This window comes from Microbacterium sp. SORGH_AS_0862 (assembly GCF_030818795.1).
In the GTDB taxonomy this organism is placed as follows: Bacteria; Actinomycetota; Actinomycetes; order Actinomycetales; family Microbacteriaceae; genus Microbacterium.
Map to the genome: position 1 here is coordinate 1,468,233 of NZ_JAUTAY010000001.1, position 15,806 is coordinate 1,484,038.

At 70.3% G+C, this 15,806-nt stretch carries 15 protein-coding genes and 1 pseudogene; 5 read left to right on the forward strand and 11 right to left on the reverse strand.

The features are described from left to right. The 5 genes and pseudogenes from QE377_RS06860 to rpmB all read right to left on the reverse strand — a co-directional run bounded on the left by QE377_RS06860 (nt 1) and on the right by rpmB (nt 3,390). Nucleotides 1–2,035 (reverse strand): annotated as a pseudogene (locus QE377_RS06860) (cytochrome c oxidase assembly protein). Between the two features lie 93 nt (nt 2,036–2,128). After that, nucleotides 2,129–2,416 (reverse strand): HU family DNA-binding protein, encoded by a 288-nt coding sequence (locus QE377_RS06865; RefSeq protein WP_137418589.1) that lies wholly within the window; start codon nt 2,414–2,416, stop codon nt 2,129–2,131. 258 nt (nt 2,417–2,674) lie between these two features. Next, on the reverse strand, nt 2,675–2,980 hold the full coding sequence (gene rpsN, locus QE377_RS06870; RefSeq protein WP_137418588.1) for a 30S ribosomal protein S14: 306 nt from the start codon (nt 2,978–2,980) through the stop codon (nt 2,675–2,677). A 3-nt stretch (nt 2,981–2,983) separates the two neighbouring features. Then, a complete protein-coding gene (rpmG, locus tag QE377_RS06875) occupies nt 2,984–3,154 on the reverse strand; it encodes a 50S ribosomal protein L33 (RefSeq protein WP_005051772.1) in 171 nt (56 codons plus the stop codon). Then, nucleotides 3,154–3,390 (reverse strand): 50S ribosomal protein L28, encoded by a 237-nt coding sequence (gene rpmB, locus QE377_RS06880; protein WP_137418587.1) that lies wholly within the window; start codon nt 3,388–3,390, stop codon nt 3,154–3,156. The genes rpmG and rpmB overlap by 1 nt, the downstream gene beginning before the upstream one ends. 297 nt (nt 3,391–3,687) lie before the next feature. Between rpmB and QE377_RS06885 the strand changes: the two genes are divergently transcribed. Further along, on the forward strand, nt 3,688–8,463 hold the full coding sequence (locus tag QE377_RS06885; protein WP_307321029.1) for an SCO7613 C-terminal domain-containing membrane protein: 4,776 nt from the start codon (nt 3,688–3,690) through the stop codon (nt 8,461–8,463). 63 nt (nt 8,464–8,526) lie between these two features. Next, nucleotides 8,527–9,390, forward strand: coding sequence for a DUF2262 domain-containing protein (locus QE377_RS06890; RefSeq protein ID WP_307321032.1), 864 nt, complete (start codon nt 8,527–8,529; stop codon nt 9,388–9,390). 22 nt (nt 9,391–9,412) lie between these two features. Here QE377_RS06890 and QE377_RS06895 read toward each other — a convergent pair whose 3' ends face one another. Next, nucleotides 9,413–9,847, reverse strand: a complete 435-nt coding sequence (locus tag QE377_RS06895; protein ID WP_307321035.1) for a DNA-3-methyladenine glycosylase — start codon at nt 9,845–9,847, stop codon at nt 9,413–9,415. 51 nt (nt 9,848–9,898) lie between these two features. On the opposite strand from QE377_RS06895, the gene QE377_RS06900 reads away from it, so the two are divergent. Together QE377_RS06900 and QE377_RS06905 are read left to right on the forward strand one after the other, a co-directional pair. After that, complete coding sequence (locus tag QE377_RS06900) at nt 9,899–10,300, forward strand: hypothetical protein (protein WP_307321037.1); 402 nt, start codon at nt 9,899–9,901, stop codon at nt 10,298–10,300. Between the two features lie 78 nt (nt 10,301–10,378). Next, nucleotides 10,379–10,651: a hypothetical protein gene (locus QE377_RS06905; protein ID WP_307321039.1), complete on the forward strand. Its 273-nt coding sequence runs from the start codon at nt 10,379–10,381 to the stop codon at nt 10,649–10,651. 327 nt (nt 10,652–10,978) lie between these two features. On the opposite strand, the gene QE377_RS06910 is transcribed toward QE377_RS06905, so the two are convergent. Then, nucleotides 10,979–11,884, reverse strand: coding sequence for a tyrosine-type recombinase/integrase (locus QE377_RS06910; RefSeq protein WP_307321042.1), 906 nt, complete (start codon nt 11,882–11,884; stop codon nt 10,979–10,981). A gap of 357 nt (nt 11,885–12,241) precedes the next feature. Between QE377_RS06910 and QE377_RS06915 the strand changes: the two genes are divergently transcribed. Then, a complete protein-coding gene (locus QE377_RS06915; RefSeq protein WP_307321046.1) occupies nt 12,242–12,616 on the forward strand; it encodes a serine O-acetyltransferase in 375 nt (124 codons plus the stop codon). Here the strand turns inward: QE377_RS06915 and QE377_RS06920 are convergent. From QE377_RS06920 to QE377_RS06935, 4 genes are all read right to left on the reverse strand, one after another. Continuing rightward, complete coding sequence (locus QE377_RS06920; protein ID WP_307321048.1) at nt 12,613–14,325, reverse strand: hypothetical protein; 1,713 nt, start codon at nt 14,323–14,325, stop codon at nt 12,613–12,615. The genes QE377_RS06915 and QE377_RS06920 overlap by 4 nt on opposite strands. After that, nucleotides 14,322–14,576: a hypothetical protein gene (locus QE377_RS06925; protein WP_307321050.1), complete on the reverse strand. Its 255-nt coding sequence runs from the start codon at nt 14,574–14,576 to the stop codon at nt 14,322–14,324. Before QE377_RS06925 ends, QE377_RS06920 begins: the two co-directional genes overlap by 4 nt. After that, nucleotides 14,554–14,766, reverse strand: a complete 213-nt coding sequence (locus QE377_RS06930; protein ID WP_307321052.1) for a hypothetical protein — start codon at nt 14,764–14,766, stop codon at nt 14,554–14,556. The genes QE377_RS06925 and QE377_RS06930 overlap by 23 nt, the downstream gene beginning before the upstream one ends. Before the next feature lie 245 nt (nt 14,767–15,011). Then, nucleotides 15,012–15,800: a D-alanyl-D-alanine carboxypeptidase family protein gene (locus tag QE377_RS06935; RefSeq protein ID WP_307321055.1), complete on the reverse strand. Its 789-nt coding sequence runs from the start codon at nt 15,798–15,800 to the stop codon at nt 15,012–15,014. Nucleotides 15,801–15,806: the final 6 nt, after the last annotated feature.

Below are 15,806 nucleotides of genomic sequence, written 5' to 3' on the forward strand. Positions count from 1 at the left end.
TCAACCCCGACCGCGTCTCGCATCGCGGGCGGCGATGGCCGCCAGGCGTGCGTTGTACTCCTCGAGCTCCGCGTCGCCGGTGCGATCGGCCTGTCGGTCGTTGGATCGCTGCAGGCGCTCGTCGCTGCGGCTCCATTGGATCGCCACCGTGATGCCGAGGATGAGGGACGGGATCTCTCCGATGCCCCAGGCGACGCCGCCGCCGACGTACTGGTCCTCGAGTGGTGTCGCGCCCCATGTCCGACCCATCGCGCCGAACCACTCGGCGGCGAACAGGCCCGTCTGCATCATGATCGCGACGCCGAAGAAGGCGTGCATCGCGATCACGACCACGAGGGTCAGCAGCCGGAAGGGGTAGGGGAAGCGCAGCGGCACCGGGTCGATCCCGATGAGGGACAGCACGAACAGGTAGCCCGTGATCAGGAAGTGCGTCACCATCCAGATGTGCCCGAGGTGGTCGTAAAGCGACCAGCGGAACAGGTCGGTGTAGTAGAAGATCCACAGCGACGCCACGAAGTTGAGCGCGGTGAAGATCGGATGCGTGACGACCTTCGCGAAGGGCGTGTGCACCGCCCACAGGATCCACTCGCGGCCGCCGCGCGTGCCGTCGTCGCGCTTGCGGATGGCGCGCAGTGCCAGCGTGACCGGAGAGCCGGGCACGAGCAGCAGCGGGATCGCCATCGTGAGCAGCATGTGGCCGACCATGTGCACGCTGAACAGATACTCCTGGTACGCGTTGACCGCACCCGAGGTCACCCAGAGAAGCAGCAGCATGCCGGCGACCCACATGATCGTCCGGTAGAGCGGCCAGCGGTCGCCGCGGCGATGCAGCCGCCATACGCCGGCGAGGTACAGGAAGATCCCGAAGGCGACGACGAACAGCCACAGCAGGTCGATGTTCCACGCCGTGATCCACCGCAGCGGCGTGAGCTCCGGCGGCACGGGCGCGTCGGTGAGGAACTCCGCGGGGGTCTGCGCGACCGGCGGCTGCTGATCGGTGGGCGGGGGTGTGCGCGCGAGAGCGGCGGCGGCTCCGCTCGCGATGCCCATGAGGGCCAGCTCCACACCGATGAGCGTCCAGAACCGCCGGGCGCTCGCGTTCTCGTTCATCCGTGAGATGAGCCGCAGCCGGTACCACGCGCCGAGCAGGCCGAGTCCGATGAGGGCCACGACCTTGACGGCGAGGATGCCGCCGTAGGGGCTCAGGAGAGCAGGGAGCGCCTCGACGCTGACCCAGGCGCGGACGGAGCCCGAGACCGCGACCACGATGAAGGCGACGAGGGCGATGCTGGAGTAGCGCCGCAGCAGGGCGATCTGACCCGAGCGCGCCACGACCGGCCGGATCACGACCAGCAGCACGAGTCCTCCCAGCCAGACGGCCGCGGCCAGGATGTGCAGCACGAGCGAGGTGACGGCGACGCTGTGGTTCGCCAGCTCTCCGGAGTGGCCCTGTGTGCCCATCGGCACGAGGGAGGCCAGCGCGAGGATGGCGACGAGCAGGGTCGGCGTCCAGGCACGCACCGCGAAGGTCAGCACAGTGAGCACGGCGCCGGCGACGGTGGTGATGAGCCATGTCCGGCCGAGTTCGACCTCGACGAGGAAGCGGCCGAGCTGCTGCCCGAAGACCGCATCCGCGCTCGGGGCCGCGTTGAACACGTTGACGAAGGTGAAGAACCCGGTGACGGCAGCCGCGACGGTGAACACCGCGGCGCCGATGGATGCGGTGTCCAGCGCGACCTCGAAGGCGCGGTCCTCGGGCCGCAGGCCGAACAGCGCGAGCACGAGAGCGCCGACCATGGTCGCGGGCCGCGAGGTTCAGGACGAGGGTGGCGATGGGAAGGCCCCAGCGGACGACGGGTCCGGCATCGGCGATGACGAGAGGAGCCGCGCCTCCGCCGTAGGCCAGGGCGACGATGAGCGCCACGAGAGCGGTGACTCCGAGGATGACCGGGCCGGCCACGCGCAGCGTGGTCGCCGAGACCGCTCCTGGACCACCCGAGCGGGGGCCGGCGGCGCGGGCGGAGGCGGTCGTCATCACTGCTCCAGCCTAGGCGCGGTGCGCTGTCAGCTCGCCCAGACGACGAAAAGGGGGGAGCCTCACGGCTCCCCCCTCACAGACGGTCGTCGATTACTTGACGGCAGCCTTGAGCTTCGAACCGGCGGTCACCTTGACGCGCTTGCCGGCGGGGATGGCGATCTCGGCGCCGGTCTGCGGGTTGCGGCCGGTGCGAGCGGAGGTCTCGACCTGCTCGAACGCGATCCAACCGGGGATGGAGACCTTGGTGCCCTTGGCGACGGCCTCGGAGACCGTGGAGAAGAGGGAGTCGAGCACGCTCGACACGGTGGACTGGCTCTGTCCCGTGGCGCTGGCGATGCTCGCGACGAGCTCGGTCTTGGTGATGGACTTGTCGGCCATGTGGGTTGTCCTCCAGGCGGCGGTGCGCCGCTTTCTTGACTTCGGTCCGGGACTCGGCCCCGGTTGGTCGGATCGACCGAGCACGAATATACCCACGAACCCCGTGATTCCGCGGATTTCGGGCGTGAACCGCCCACATGTGACGGCGTGTCTCGCCCGAAATCACCCGGAAGGGTCGGAATCGGCCCGATGTGGCGGTCGGGAACGACGAAGGCCCGGAACCTCAAGGGTTCCGGGCCTTCGTACGGATGCGGGTGCTTACCAGCTGGACTTGGTCACACCGGGCAGCTCGCCACGGTGGGCCATGTCGCGGAAGCGCACACGCGAGATGCCGAACTTCGACAGCACACCGCGGGGGCGACCGTCGATGACGTCACGCGAACGCAGGCGCACGGGCGACGCGTTGCGCGGCAGCTTCTGCAGGCCGACACGGGCGGCCTCGCGCTGCTCGTCGGTGGACTCGGGCGAGACGAGCGCCTTCTTCAGCTCGGCGCGCTTGGCGGCGTAGCGGTCGACGACCTCCTGGCGCTGCTTGTTGCGCGCGATCTTGCTCTTCTTAGCCATGGATCAGCGCTCCTCTCGGAATTCGACGTGCTTGCGGATGACCGGGTCGTACTTCTTGAGCACGATGCGGTCGGGGTTGTTGCGACGGTTCTTGCGCGTCACGTAGGTGTAGCCCGTGCCGGCGGTCGAACGCAGCTTGATGATCGGACGGACGTCCTGAGCCTTCTTCGCCATTAGAGCTTCACACCCTTCGCGATGAGGTCCTTGACGACGGACTCGATGCCGCGTGCGTCGATGACCTTGATGCCCTTCGCCGAGACGTTGAGCTTGACGTTACGACCCAGCGAGGGCACGTAGTACGTCTTCTTCTGCACGTTCGGGTCGAAGCGGCGCTTCGTCCGGCGGTGCGAGTGCGAGATGTTGTGACCGAAGCCGGGAACCGCTCCAGTCACCTGGCACACTGCTGCCATGGTGATGTCTCCTTCTGTACCGTGACGCCGGACGGCGCCACCCAAGATCCCTTGTCTGCGCCCACGATCGACCCGGCCGTTTCCGACCCGGAAGAGGATGTGGACACGAACTGCGCGCAGGAGTGCGCACAGACAAGGAGTCAGTCTAGCACGCGCGGCGTGTCGCCTTGACGACAGCCCTCCCCTGCCGACCTTCGCACCACGTTGTCCACAGCGCACCGCGCGCTGGCACGTTCGGCCGGAGCCGCACTGCCACGATGGCGTGACGGCTGCGACGCCGTCGATTCGGGGGAGACGATGACGGACACACCGCAGGGCGGACGCTGGCCCGCATCCGCGCGCGAGCTCGGCGATCCCCACAAGTGCCCCTCCTGCTTCGCGGTGATCAGCGGTTCGCCCTGCTCCGTGTGCGGGCAGCCGCTGGACGACCCGCGGATGGGGCAGGTCCTCGCTATCGGCCAGACGATGGCGGATGCGGAGGCCACGCGCCAGAGCATCATGTCCGCCGTCCGCGAGAGCGCCGTCGCCGCGCGACAGGCGGCCCTCGCGGAGCAGGCCGCCCTCGCCGAAGAGGCCGCTATCGCCGCCCAGCGGCGAGTGACACCCCCGGCGCCCGTCGTCCCCGCGCCCGTCGCCGCCGCCGCGCCCGATGCGTCGGACGCCCGCGCGCTCGCGGCCGAGGCCGTACGTGTGGATCCCGTCCGCTCCGCACCCGTTGATCCCACCTCCCCGCATCCCGGGGCGCAGCCGCCGGCCGCAGAGCCGGCACCTCGCCGACGGCGGCTCACGGTGCCGGTGCTGCTGCTCATCGTGGGCGTCTCGCTCGTCGGCGTGGCGGCGGTGTTCTTCCTGCTGCTCGCCTGGTTCGTGGCCGGCATCGCCCTGCGCGCCGTCATCGTGGGCGCGATCACGCTCCTCACGATCGGCGGCGCGTCGCTGCTGCGTCGCCGGGGCCTCACGGCCACGGCGGAGGGCATCGCGGCGCTCGGCGTCGTGCTGCTGGGGCTCGACACCTGGGCGGTGTACGCCAACGATCTGTTCGGCGCGGCGATCCTCCGGCCGGCCGTGTGGACGGGCATCGGCGCCCTCGCGGTGGCGGTCATCTGCCGCGCGTGGGCACGTGTCTCGCGGCTGCGCACCCCCGATGTCGCCGCATCGCTCGCACTCCCCGCGGGGATCGGGTTCCTCGTCGGGGGCGCCGTCGCGTTACCGCCGTCCGAGGCGCTGATCGCAGGACTCCTGGGCGCCGCGCTCGGCGGGCTCGCGCACGCGCTTCCCGCGCCCGCATCGTCGGCGCGCGCGGGTGAGGCGGGAGCCGTCGAGCGCTCGGCGCTCGCGATCGTCGGCCTGTCCGCCCTCGCGGCGGGCGCGCTGCTGACGCCGTTGTTCGCCGAGGGGCTCGGCGCAGCGATCTGGGCCAATGGCGGCGTTCTCGTGATCGGTTCGGCGTACGCGTTCGCGCAGCGCCCGGCGGCACCCGAACGCGTGGCCGGCGCGTGGCTCGGCGCTGCGGCATCCGTACTGGCGACCCTCGCCCTCGCAACCGCCGGGTGGCAGCTCGCCGCCCGCAGCGATCTGCCCGTGTTCGGCGTGCTCGTGGCGCCGGTCCTGGCGGTCGCCACGGCGGTCGCGCTGGATCGTCTGCGGATCCGGTTGCCCTGGCTGACACCCGCGGCCATCACCGCCGGGATCGTCGCAGTCTGCTCCCTCGCCGTACACATCGTGATGTGGTCGGCGAGGGCAGCGCTCGCGATCTCCGGCAACTGGGCGCTGTGGCGCACGTCGGCGTTCGAGTCCGCCGGCGCCTCGCTCGAGATCCCGCTGCTCGCACTCGTCGCCGCGGTGGTGCTGAGCGTGCTCCTGTTCTCCGCTCCCACGGCACGACGAGACGCCGTTCGGCACGTCCGCCCGATCGTCGGCGCGCTCCTCCTGACCTGCGCCGCGGCGCTCAGCCTGATCCCGGCGGCGGCGGTCGCGGGCGGTGTCGTCGTTGCGGCCGCATCCGTCGTCGCGATCCGCCGGCGTGCGGACATGGCGGGATGGGTCGCCGCGGGCTTCATCGGCGCCGGCGCCGCCTACCTGACAGGCCTGTCGGCGATCTGGCTGTGGGTCGCCGCAGTCGCCGTCGCCGCACTGCTGCCCGTTGCTCATCGGCTCGCTTCGCGTGCGGCGGGCGGCCTCGCCGTCGCCTTCGCCATCCTTCCGATCGCCGTGCTCACGGTCTCGTCGATCATCGCGCCGAACGCGCTGGCCGTGCAGCTCGGCGGAGCATCGGATGCCGCCGCCGCCGGCTGCGCGTTCGTGCTGCTGCAGTGGGTCGCCCTGGTCTCGGCGCTCGCCTCGTTGCTGGGCTGGCACGACGCCGCATCGCGCCGAGCGCTCACCCTCGCCGCGACCGCGCTGCTCGCCGTCTCCCTCCCCGCCGCGGCGACGCTGGGCACCTCGCCGCTCGCCGAGCGCGCCCTGCTCGAACCGGGTCTCGGCATCGCGCGAGCAGCCCTGCTGGTCGTCGCGTTGCTCGCGCTGACCGCGCGGCACGGCGAGAGCCCGGTCGCCTGGGCGAGTGCCGCATTCGTCGCGCCTACCGCGGCGAACGGCGCGCTGGCCCTGCTCACTCTGATCGCCGCGCCGCCGTTCACCACTGCGCTCGTGACGGTCGCGGTTGCCGCGGTCGTCATCGGAGGCGGCGCGGCCCTCGCGCTGCGCACCCGCATGACCCGTGTACGTCTGGCGGCAGATCTGGGCGCGGCCGTCGTGATCCTGCTGGCGGCCTGGCCGGCTCCGCTCCCGGGCGGCCGGGTGCTCTTCTCGGTACCGACCGAGTGGCGCGGGGCTTTCGTCGCGATCATCGCGATCGCGATCGGCGCCGCATCCGTCACCCGGGGCTGGCGCGCCGCGCGCGCGGGCGGGGTTCCCCTCGCCGCGGCTCCGCGACGCCTGCTGGCCTGGCCGGCATTCGCGGCAGCGACAGCCGCGCTGTGGCTGTGGCTCGGATCGGCATGGCCCGAAGCCGCCCTGGAGGCGCACGTCGTCCCGCCGGCCGCGGGCCTGGTCGCCTTCGCGGTCCTGCTGAGCAGACTGGGCCGCCTTCCCGAGGCGACGGTCGCGGCGGCGCTCGGCGTGGGCCTGGGGCTTCTCCCGTCCGCGGCCACCGCGCTGGGCGGGGACGCGACGCGCGGAATCGTCGCGGCCGTGCTCGCCACGGCCATCGCCGGGGCGTCGGCCTTCCTGGCGCGCCTTCGTTCGTCCGCTCCCGGCCTCGCCGCGGCCGCCACGGCGCTCGGCGCACTGCTCCTCGCGTCGAGCGGCCTCGTCGTCAGCGGACCCGCGGTCGCCGGCCTGTGGTCGGCGGCCGCCGTGGCCGTGACGCTGGTCGTCGGTGTCGGCCTCGCGCGGGAGACCTCCGCCCCTGCGGTGAGCGTCGCGACCGTGTCCGGCCCCGTCGCGACCGTCGTGTCCGCGGCCGCCGTCATCAGCGCCGTCGCGACGCAGGACTCGCTCGTGGTGGGTCTGACGCTCATGCTCGCCCTGCTCGCGCTGCACGTCGCAGCAGCCGGCGCGCACCGCATCCCGCTGACACCGGCCCTGCGCTGGACCACGTGGGCCGTCGCGCTGGTCGCCGGCTCCCTGATGCTCGCCGGCGGCGTGTTCACCGAGGTCGAGCTGGCCTTCGCGCCCGCGGGCGTCGCGCTCGCGGTGGGGGCCATCATCGCCGCCCTGCGCGCCGACCGCACCAGCCCCCTCGAACGCGCAGTGTGGCTGGCCGGCCTCGCGCTCACCGCCCTGCCGAGCGTGTTCGCCCCCGCAGAGCCGCTGCGCGCATGGCTGGTCATCTCGCTGGCACTTGCGGCCGCCCTCATCCTCGTGCTCGCCCCGCTGCCCGACATCGGCCGCCTCAAGACGCCGTCCGCGCTCGTGCTCCTGGTCGCCGCCTGGGCGATGGCGGTGCGCATCGCGGGAACGGATGCGGCGGCACCCACCATCGCAGCGCTGGTCGTCGGTGTCGGCACGGTCGCCGTGGCGGCGGGGCTCGTCCGGATCGGCTCGCGGGCAGGTGTCCCCTCCGCGGTCGCCGCCGTCGGCTCGGTCTTCGTGGTCGTGACCCTCGCCCTGCGGCTCGACGGAGCGCCCGCGACGACGGCCGTGACGATGAGCGCCGCGGCGCTGGTCGGTGTGGCCTCCGCTCTCGTTCTCGGACACGAGCGCTGGCGGGGCGTCGCCGCCGTCGCGGCGGTCGCGAGCGCGGTCACGCTGGCCATCGCGGCGGGAACCCGCATCCTGCTCCTGACGAAGCTGCCGGGCGCGCTCTTCACGATCGAACCGGAGATCTGGAGTCTCACGGCGCTCGGGCTCGTCACCGCCGTCGCGGTCGCGGCGCTGCGCACCCGCGCCGGCACAGGTGTCGATCTCGCCGCGATGATCCTGCTCTCGGCAGCGGTCGGCGCGTTCACGATCGCCGAGCTCACCGTGTTCGACACGGCGCAGACCAGCGTTCGCGTCCTGCTGATCATGGTCGTGCTGAGCGCGGCGGGGACCGCCGGCTGGGCGCTGCGCCGCCGCAACGGCCTCGTGCTGCTGGGCGCCGCCGGCGCCTTCGCCCTCGTCACCGCGGCATCGACGGCGCCCGCCGTGATCACGATCATCGAGGTGATCACCGCGCCGCCCGCTCTCGCGGGGCTCGCGGTGGGCATCGCCCGGATGCGGGCCGAACCCGCCCGGCGCTCGTGGTCCGCACTCGGGGGGTGGCTCGCGCTGCTGACGCTGCCGTCGCTCGCGTACGATTTCGACCCGGACGCGGTGCTGTGGCGCGTCATCGCCCTGGGCGCCGTGGCCATCGCGCTCGTCGTCATCGGCGCGGTCCGCGCTCTGCAGGCGCCGCTCGTGGTGGGCTCGGCGGTGCTGCTCGTGCACGCGGTCGCGCAGCTGTGGCCGTGGATCGCCGCCGCTTACGTGGCCTTCTGGTGGCTGTGGCTGGGTCTCGGCGGTGTCGCGCTCATCTTCCTGGCGGCCCGCTACGAGAAGCGGATGCGGGCCATCAAGGCCGCCTTCGCCGCGGTCACCGCGCTGCGCTGAGCCCGGGGCCGGCGCCGCGGCCAGGGGTGCCGTACGCCGACCTGCGCAACTAGTCTGATCGGCGTGTCAGAGAGCAGCGAACGAGCGGCCTTCGATGGTCGTCACGCCGCGCAGTCGATCGAGATCACCGTGCTCACCGGCCAGAGCGTCGGAGGCGCCGGCAAGCCCGGAGGCGCGCTGCTCTGGACGCCGTCGGCAGACCTGATCGCTTACATCGACGAGACCGGTGCGCCGGTCACCGCGAACGGTCGCTTGTCGTGGCTCGCGACCGAGGCGCAGCGCGACACGTGGATCCACAACCTCGCACCCCTGACCCAGTACCGGGTGAGAGTCCGTCGCGCTGCCCCCGACCCGTCGGAGTACGCGAAGTACAACATGCCCGTCCCCGACCTCTCGCACCACTTCGCCCTCGACGACGTGCTCGAGCGCGACCTGCACGTTCCGGCCCTCGATCAGCGGCGCGAGGAGTGGATGCAGCCCATCACGCTCTCCACCGACGAGGGAAGATTCGAGCTCGACCGCTCGCTCGGATGGTTCTCGGGAGACCTCCCGTGGGGCGAGGGTCGCGTGTCGGTCAGCCTCACCGTCGACGACGACGCCCCCGAGGGTGCGGAAACCTGCGATCGGGCCCTCGCCCGCCTCAGGGGCTTGCTCGCCGACGTGCCCGCGGTCGATGCGCGGTGGCGCGCCTTTGCGGCATCCGAACTCATCGAATCGGCCAATGCATGGCAGCGAGAGGACGATGAGACCACCGAACCGGTCACGCCCGCGACGTTCGCGCAGCGGATCTCGTTGAGCGAGTTGGTCATCTCCAGTGACGGGTCGGTGACGCCGTACTACGACGACGGCGACCTGTTCTTCGGCCACGCGATCCTGATCGACATCGAGCCCGACGACTCTCTCACCGACGCGTACATCGCGGGCTGACGACCCCGACCCTTCGCCGCGGTCACCGCGCAGCGCTCAGCCCGGGGCCGGCGCCGCGTCCCCAGCGGAATGCCGAGACGGTGGGGTCGTCGGGGATCCAGAAGCGCCACGGGAACTCGTCGCCGCCGGCGAGCCCCGCCACCCCGACGCGCGGTCCCGTGGTGATGTCTCGGCGAGGACTCACCGGCAGGAGGAGCCGGGCGCGGGCCCCTGCCCGGATCTCACCGGTCACCGCGTCGATGCCGTCGTGCACGGGATGACGCAGCCCCGAGGCATCACCGAGACGCCCCGGTCCGCGCGCCAGGTCGCGGTCGTGGCGCACGACACCGCGCTCGCTGCGGCGGCGACGGGCCGCATCCGCACCCTCGACGACCTCCGCGCCGCGCAGGAGCACACCGCCGGCGACCCCCGCGGGCCCGCACACCACGTTCACGCAGGAGTGGATGCCGTGCGGCATCCACCGATAACCATATGAATACCCGCGGCGCGTTCGACTACGCTTCTCGACATGACACGAGTAGCCACCTGGGGGGCGCTGCTCGCACTCGGCATCATGCTGACCGCGTGCTCATCGCCCGCCACACCGAACGCCGCACCGGCAGAGACGGATGCGCCGTCGATCCCAGTCGGCTACAAGCAGATTGGTGACGACGTAGCGGTGAAGTGGGCCGACAGCTCCTCCGAGCTGGCGTGCGATCGCGGCGCTTGCGCCACACTCCTGGTCGTGGCCCTTCGCGATTGCCCGAGGCTCTACGCCGAGGCAAGCCTGGTAGACGACGGCGGCTCCGCGATCGACTGGACGAACGACACGCTGAGCGGCCTACGGATGCACGATCGCGGCAAGATCCAGTTCCAAACGTCGAACACCGAGGTTCACGAGTTCAAGCTCAGCGACATCGCCTGCTCCTGAGCAATCCGACGCGTTGCCCGCGGCCACCCGCGACGCGTCGCGAGGATCCCCGCGACGCCATCGACATAGGCTGACAAGATGCTCGCCGGACTCGTTCAGCCTCGGGAAACACAGACGGTCGAAGTCACCGGGCACACGCTCGAGGACGTGCATCAGCAGCTCGTCGCGAAGACCCCTCCCGGCTTCGTGCTCGCCGCCGGCCCCGTGCGCATGGCGAAGGGCACCACCGAGCTTTCAGCCACCGGCACCTACGCGGCGACGGCCGTCGAAGAGATCGAGGCTGACGACATGGCCGCGCTCGAGGCGAAGGTGCCTGATGGCTGGCGCCTTCTCAGCGTGCGCCGACTCTAGGGCAGCTTCCGGCCATCGCGATCCGGCCACGGGCTCGTCGCCGGCAGGCCCGGCGTGCTCGCCCGAAGCATCATCTGATGCAGCCGCATGCACGACTCGCGGAGGCTCGACCCCCACCCGATCAACTCGCCCCGGTACTCAGTCCGGTAGCGCGGACCATCCGTCGTGCGGCGAATCTGAATGCTGCCGTATGGCTTCCCCGCGGGATCACTGAGCACCCACACGCCGGGCTCGACCTCCTGCGCGGTCATGATCGGATGCCACTCAGCCACGGCAGGAGCGTGCCACCAACGTGAGACATGGCGGCACGCCCGCTCGACTCCCCTTCTATGCGGCCGACGCGAAGACTCGCGCTGCCACGTGCGCCGCGTGACGATCGAGGTTCCCTCCTCGCCTGAAGTAGTGCACAGTCATCCCCGGATCGGCATGGCGCGCGAACTCCTGCGCCTCGCGAAGATCCGCCCCGGAGTCGATCACGGCCGTGACCGCCGAGTGGCGCAACGAGTGCGGGTGGATGTTCTCGGGCAGGGCCGCCTTCCGGCACAGGATCTTCACCCAGGCATAGGCGCCGTTGCGGTCCTGCTGTCGACCGTCGCGGCGCAGCACGAGCGGCCCATCCAGGCGGTCACCGCGCGCCTGCTCGAGGATGCGGAGCAGCGGCACGGGCACCGGCATGAGAGCCGACTTACCGCCCTTGCCGACCACACTCAGCACCCGATACCCGAGCTGATCCTCGGCGAAGTCCTCGATGCGCACGTTGCACGCTTCGGTCACTCGCAGCCCGAGCATGCACATCAGTGCGACGAGAGCGTGATGCGCTGGCGACTCAGCGGCGGCCGTGCGGAGCAGCGCCCCCACCTGGAACCTGTCGAGCCACGCGATGTCCGCGCTGAACGGCTCATGCTTCGGGAGCCGCAGCATCACGGTCGGGTCGCGGTGGATGCGCTCGTCGGCAACCGCGAGCCGGTAGAACGTGCGGAGAGTCTGAAGTCGGCGCCGCACCGAGCGCGGCCCGTTCCCCCGATCGTCCTCGAGGTAGGTGCGGAAGCGCTCGAGGTGAGTGCGGCGGATGGCGAGCGGATCGACACCCTGCGTCTCGCACCACTCGAAGAAGATGCGGAGATCCGCCGTGTACAGCGTCCTCGTTCCTCCGCGGTATCGCCCCAGGAACTCGCGGGCTGCTTCGTCTGCGATGCTGCTGCGCGCCGTCTCGGGCGCGGTAATGTCGCTCATGGCGATCTCCACTTGCTTGGATGTCGTCAGCCCCCGTCTGCTGCTCCAACAGCGGCGGGGGCGCTCCCGTCTTCGGGAGATGCCTCGAGCTTAGGACGTGTTGCGGTCGGCCGCCAACGACACTTCAGCCCCTCGAGCCCGCCACGATGGCGAGCCCGAGGGGCTGAACGTATTTCGTGCTTTGGTGGGTCACCCTTTGAGTAAGGCCCGATAGGATCGTGCGCAGGGGGCATGACGATGTGCGAACTGCGAGACACCTTGCGTGAGGACTTCCGGGTGAATGCCCGCGGCCTCGACCGGGCTACCGTCCTGGTTTTCCGATTGAATCAGGCTGCACACCGAGGGTGTCTTGTCGCAGTGAAGCGTCCGCTCGCGAAGATCCTCGATCTGCTCTGGACGCAGCTCACCATCGGGGCGGAGCTGCCCGGGACTGTCAAGTGCGGCCCGGGGCTGCGTCTCCCCCACGCAGGTCGCGGGGTCATCATCAACGCGAACAGCACCATCGGTCGAGACGTCACGATCTATCACCGCGTCACACTCGGAGTGTCAGGCGCTGACCCGCGCAACGTTCCGACGATCCTCGACGGGGCATACCTCGGCACGGGCGCATCGGTGATCGGCGGCGTCACCGTCGGAGCCGACGCGAAGGTCGGTGCCGGCGCGGTGGTTACGAAGGATGTCCCGGACGGTGCTCTCGCCGTGGGCGTTCCCGCTCATGTTCGCGAGGCTTAGGGCACCTCGTAGACGGCGACCGCGTTTCGACGTTGCGACGATGTGTCCTGCCGGATGGTGAACACGCCCGACGCGGACGCCTGAGCCTTCACGATGATCGGGTAGGCGTTGCCCACATTGAACGCCGACTCGTCGATGTCCAGTTCGACGTGATACATCCGCCCCTCTGTGTGCGCTGAGCCGAGCCCATTCGGGCGCGAGTACCCGTCCACCAGCCGAACCATTGATCCGTACGACTCGTTGCCGTCGACGAATGCGCCGACGAGAAGGGACCGTGTCGCCTGAGTCGTCGGGATCAACTCGTTGACCCAGAAGTCAGCGGTGACGCGCACCTTCTTGGACCGAGCGATCCTGAGCGTGCTGGAACGCATGATCTCGATGCGATCGGTGCCGATCGGGATGTCGGAACTGTTCGTGAGGAAGAAGGATGTGCCGAGAGGTCGCCCCTTCGGGAGCGCGTCGAGCGCCCGTCCGAGGTCGTACAGTCCAGGCCCCGAGCGCGACACTTCGCCCACATCCGGCGCGTCGTCGGCACCCCACGCAAGGACACGGATCGCCTTCGCCGTAGCGGAACTCGACGTGTACAGCTCCAGGGTCGCGTGCGCGCCGCGCTGGCTCAGGATCTTCGCGTTCGCCGGGGTCAGGACCACCTCGCCATTCGGCAGAACGATCGATGCACGGTCGCCGCGGAACTGAACAGCGAGCTGAAGTTCCGTATCCACCGGCAGCGGCGTCGCGAACTGGCCCGCCGAAACGACCGGAGTAGCGAATGGCACGTCCAACGTCTCATACGACCAGCCGGTCTGATTCACTACGAGGTGGGCCGCGGATGCAGGCAGACCGGTGTCGACGGTGAACTGCGCCGACGAGACGATGAGGACAATTGACTCGGCAGTTCCAGACCCCGACGGGATGAGGAAGTTCGCCCAGATCGACGACACGTCCTCGCCCAGCTCAAGGCCCGCATAGGCCGCTGCGACGCCGGAGGCGGGGAGCGTGTGCGTCAGCGATCCCCCGACGCGCTTGAAACCCGCGGTGCTCGGGTTCGCGCGCACGGTGTACGGCTGCGAGGAGTCTGCGATCGTCCCCGCCAGGAGCGGGCCATCCGCCTCCCCGAGGAACTGATCGTGAGCGGCGGTCCGAACCACCCCAGCAATGCTCGTGCTTAGCTGCTGACTGAAGGCGCTCGCGGGGTCTGCCGCGACGGTGGACATGATGCCGTCGTTCGTGGCGACCACGGCCTCGACGTCCCGCTTCGCGAGAATGACTTCGTCGCGCGCGGTGGCGACCTCGCCCGCGGTCGTCGCGACGGCACCCACCGCTTCGGTCACTTCGTCGCGCGCTTCGAGGACGCCCGCAGCCCACGGCGGTGGCGCGTAGCCCGGCAGCGACGGCGCGGTGACATCCACGAGGTCGGCGTACGCCGTGTTGGCCGTGGGAGGCGCGGTGAGCCGCGCACGGCTCGCCCAGCGCCCTCCGCCGAGCACGAACACCCACTCGTACGCGTGCCCCTCGGGGAGGGGCGCCACATCTACCGAGAACGTGCCATCCTCGGCGATCGGGTAGTCGACGGGATCTGGTAGGAGGGTCCGGCCGGCCACGTTCGCACCGTGCACCGAGCGCACGCGCACAACATTGCCGACGACGCCAACATCGGCGGGAGCGTCGCCCCCGCCGATGTCGATCGCGCCCGTGACGGTGAAGCTCACTCGGAGCCCTTCGGCGTCGTGCGAGCGTACCGGGACAGACCGAGCACGACACCGATAGAACCGGCCCAGCCCACGATCAGCGCGGCGACCTGGCCCGCGATCGTTTCGGACCATGCGGCCCAGTCGATGACGGTCAGCGTCGTGATCGGCGTGGCCGACACTGCGATGAGCGACAGCAGCACCCAGAGCACCTTTGCCTGCTCGTCGGGGATGACCGGTTCGGCCGGCTCAGGAATCGTTGGGGTCGACATTGTCGCCCTCCCTTCGGATCGGGTTGGTTCGCTCGATCTCTTCGGACAGCCAGTCATCGACCTCGGAGAGCTTGACGATCGCCGGAAGGATCTCCTGCTCGATGACGCGCTCGGTCCGAAGCTGCGAGTCCTTGATCGAGGAACCGTTGTTGTAATGCACCTCGTGGTGGATCTCGCCGACCTTCTGCACGAGGTCTTCGTGACGGCGATCCGCGCGCTCGATGAACGCCCGGAAGCTCCTGCACAGCGGCCAGGATTGCCGCCGCGCTCAGGATTCCCTTCGCGAATGCCTTCGTTCCGCGCCACGCTCGGGGGCCGAATCGGATCAGCCAGGCGAGTAGGCCGCCGATGCCAATCACCCAGATCGCCAGCTCCCATACGCTCACAGCTTCGAGGGCATCGACGAGCCAGGCTGGGGGATCGAGATTCACAGCCTCAGCCGACTGCGGCCGGGAAGCTGGTACGAATCGCGTCTCGCGTCGCGTCGGCGACCTTGACCACCTCGGCCTGAGCCAGCGTCGCTTCCTTCGACGCGAAGCGTTGCACGACATCGAACGCCGCCCAGTGCTCACGACGCACGGTGTCGTACTGCCAGTCGGCCAGCTCGACGTCGGCGAGCCCGTACGCACCGCGGAGCGCGTCGTAGATCTGATCGGGCAGGCTGTAGGGCGGGACGCCCGACTGGATGATGATGCCGGAGTCGGGAACCCCGGCCTTTCGGATCGCGCGCATGTCGTCGTCCTCCTTTGGGACTGTGGTTGTAATCGGGGTCACCTCGAGGCCTGCGGGGATAACCCACGGGTCGGCCTGCAAAGTGATGTGCCACGGCTCGCCGCTGACGAGGCCCGTGACGAAACCGGCGAGGCGGCACAGGGCCGTGAAACGCGCCCACGCGAGCGCCTCGTTACCGGGTGCGAGGTCGCGCCAGTTCGCGACGTCGATAGCGTTGCCAGTCCCGTGGTTCGACGTGCGCGGGTAAGCTGCGGACGCGGCGAACGCGCCTCCTGCGAGGTACGCGAGGCGCGCATCCCACGCCGCCTGCTGCTCCACCACCGGCCGGTAGCACGTCCACCCCGACGACGGCCGCAGCATGACCCCGTACTTCTCCTTAGCCGCGCGGACGATCCACTGCCAGCGGGCAGCAGCGCCCGGCGGGAGATACCACGTGTCACCGAGCTTCACCATCACGGCGAGAGGGATCTCACCGTTCCTGTAAGTAGCCATGTCTAT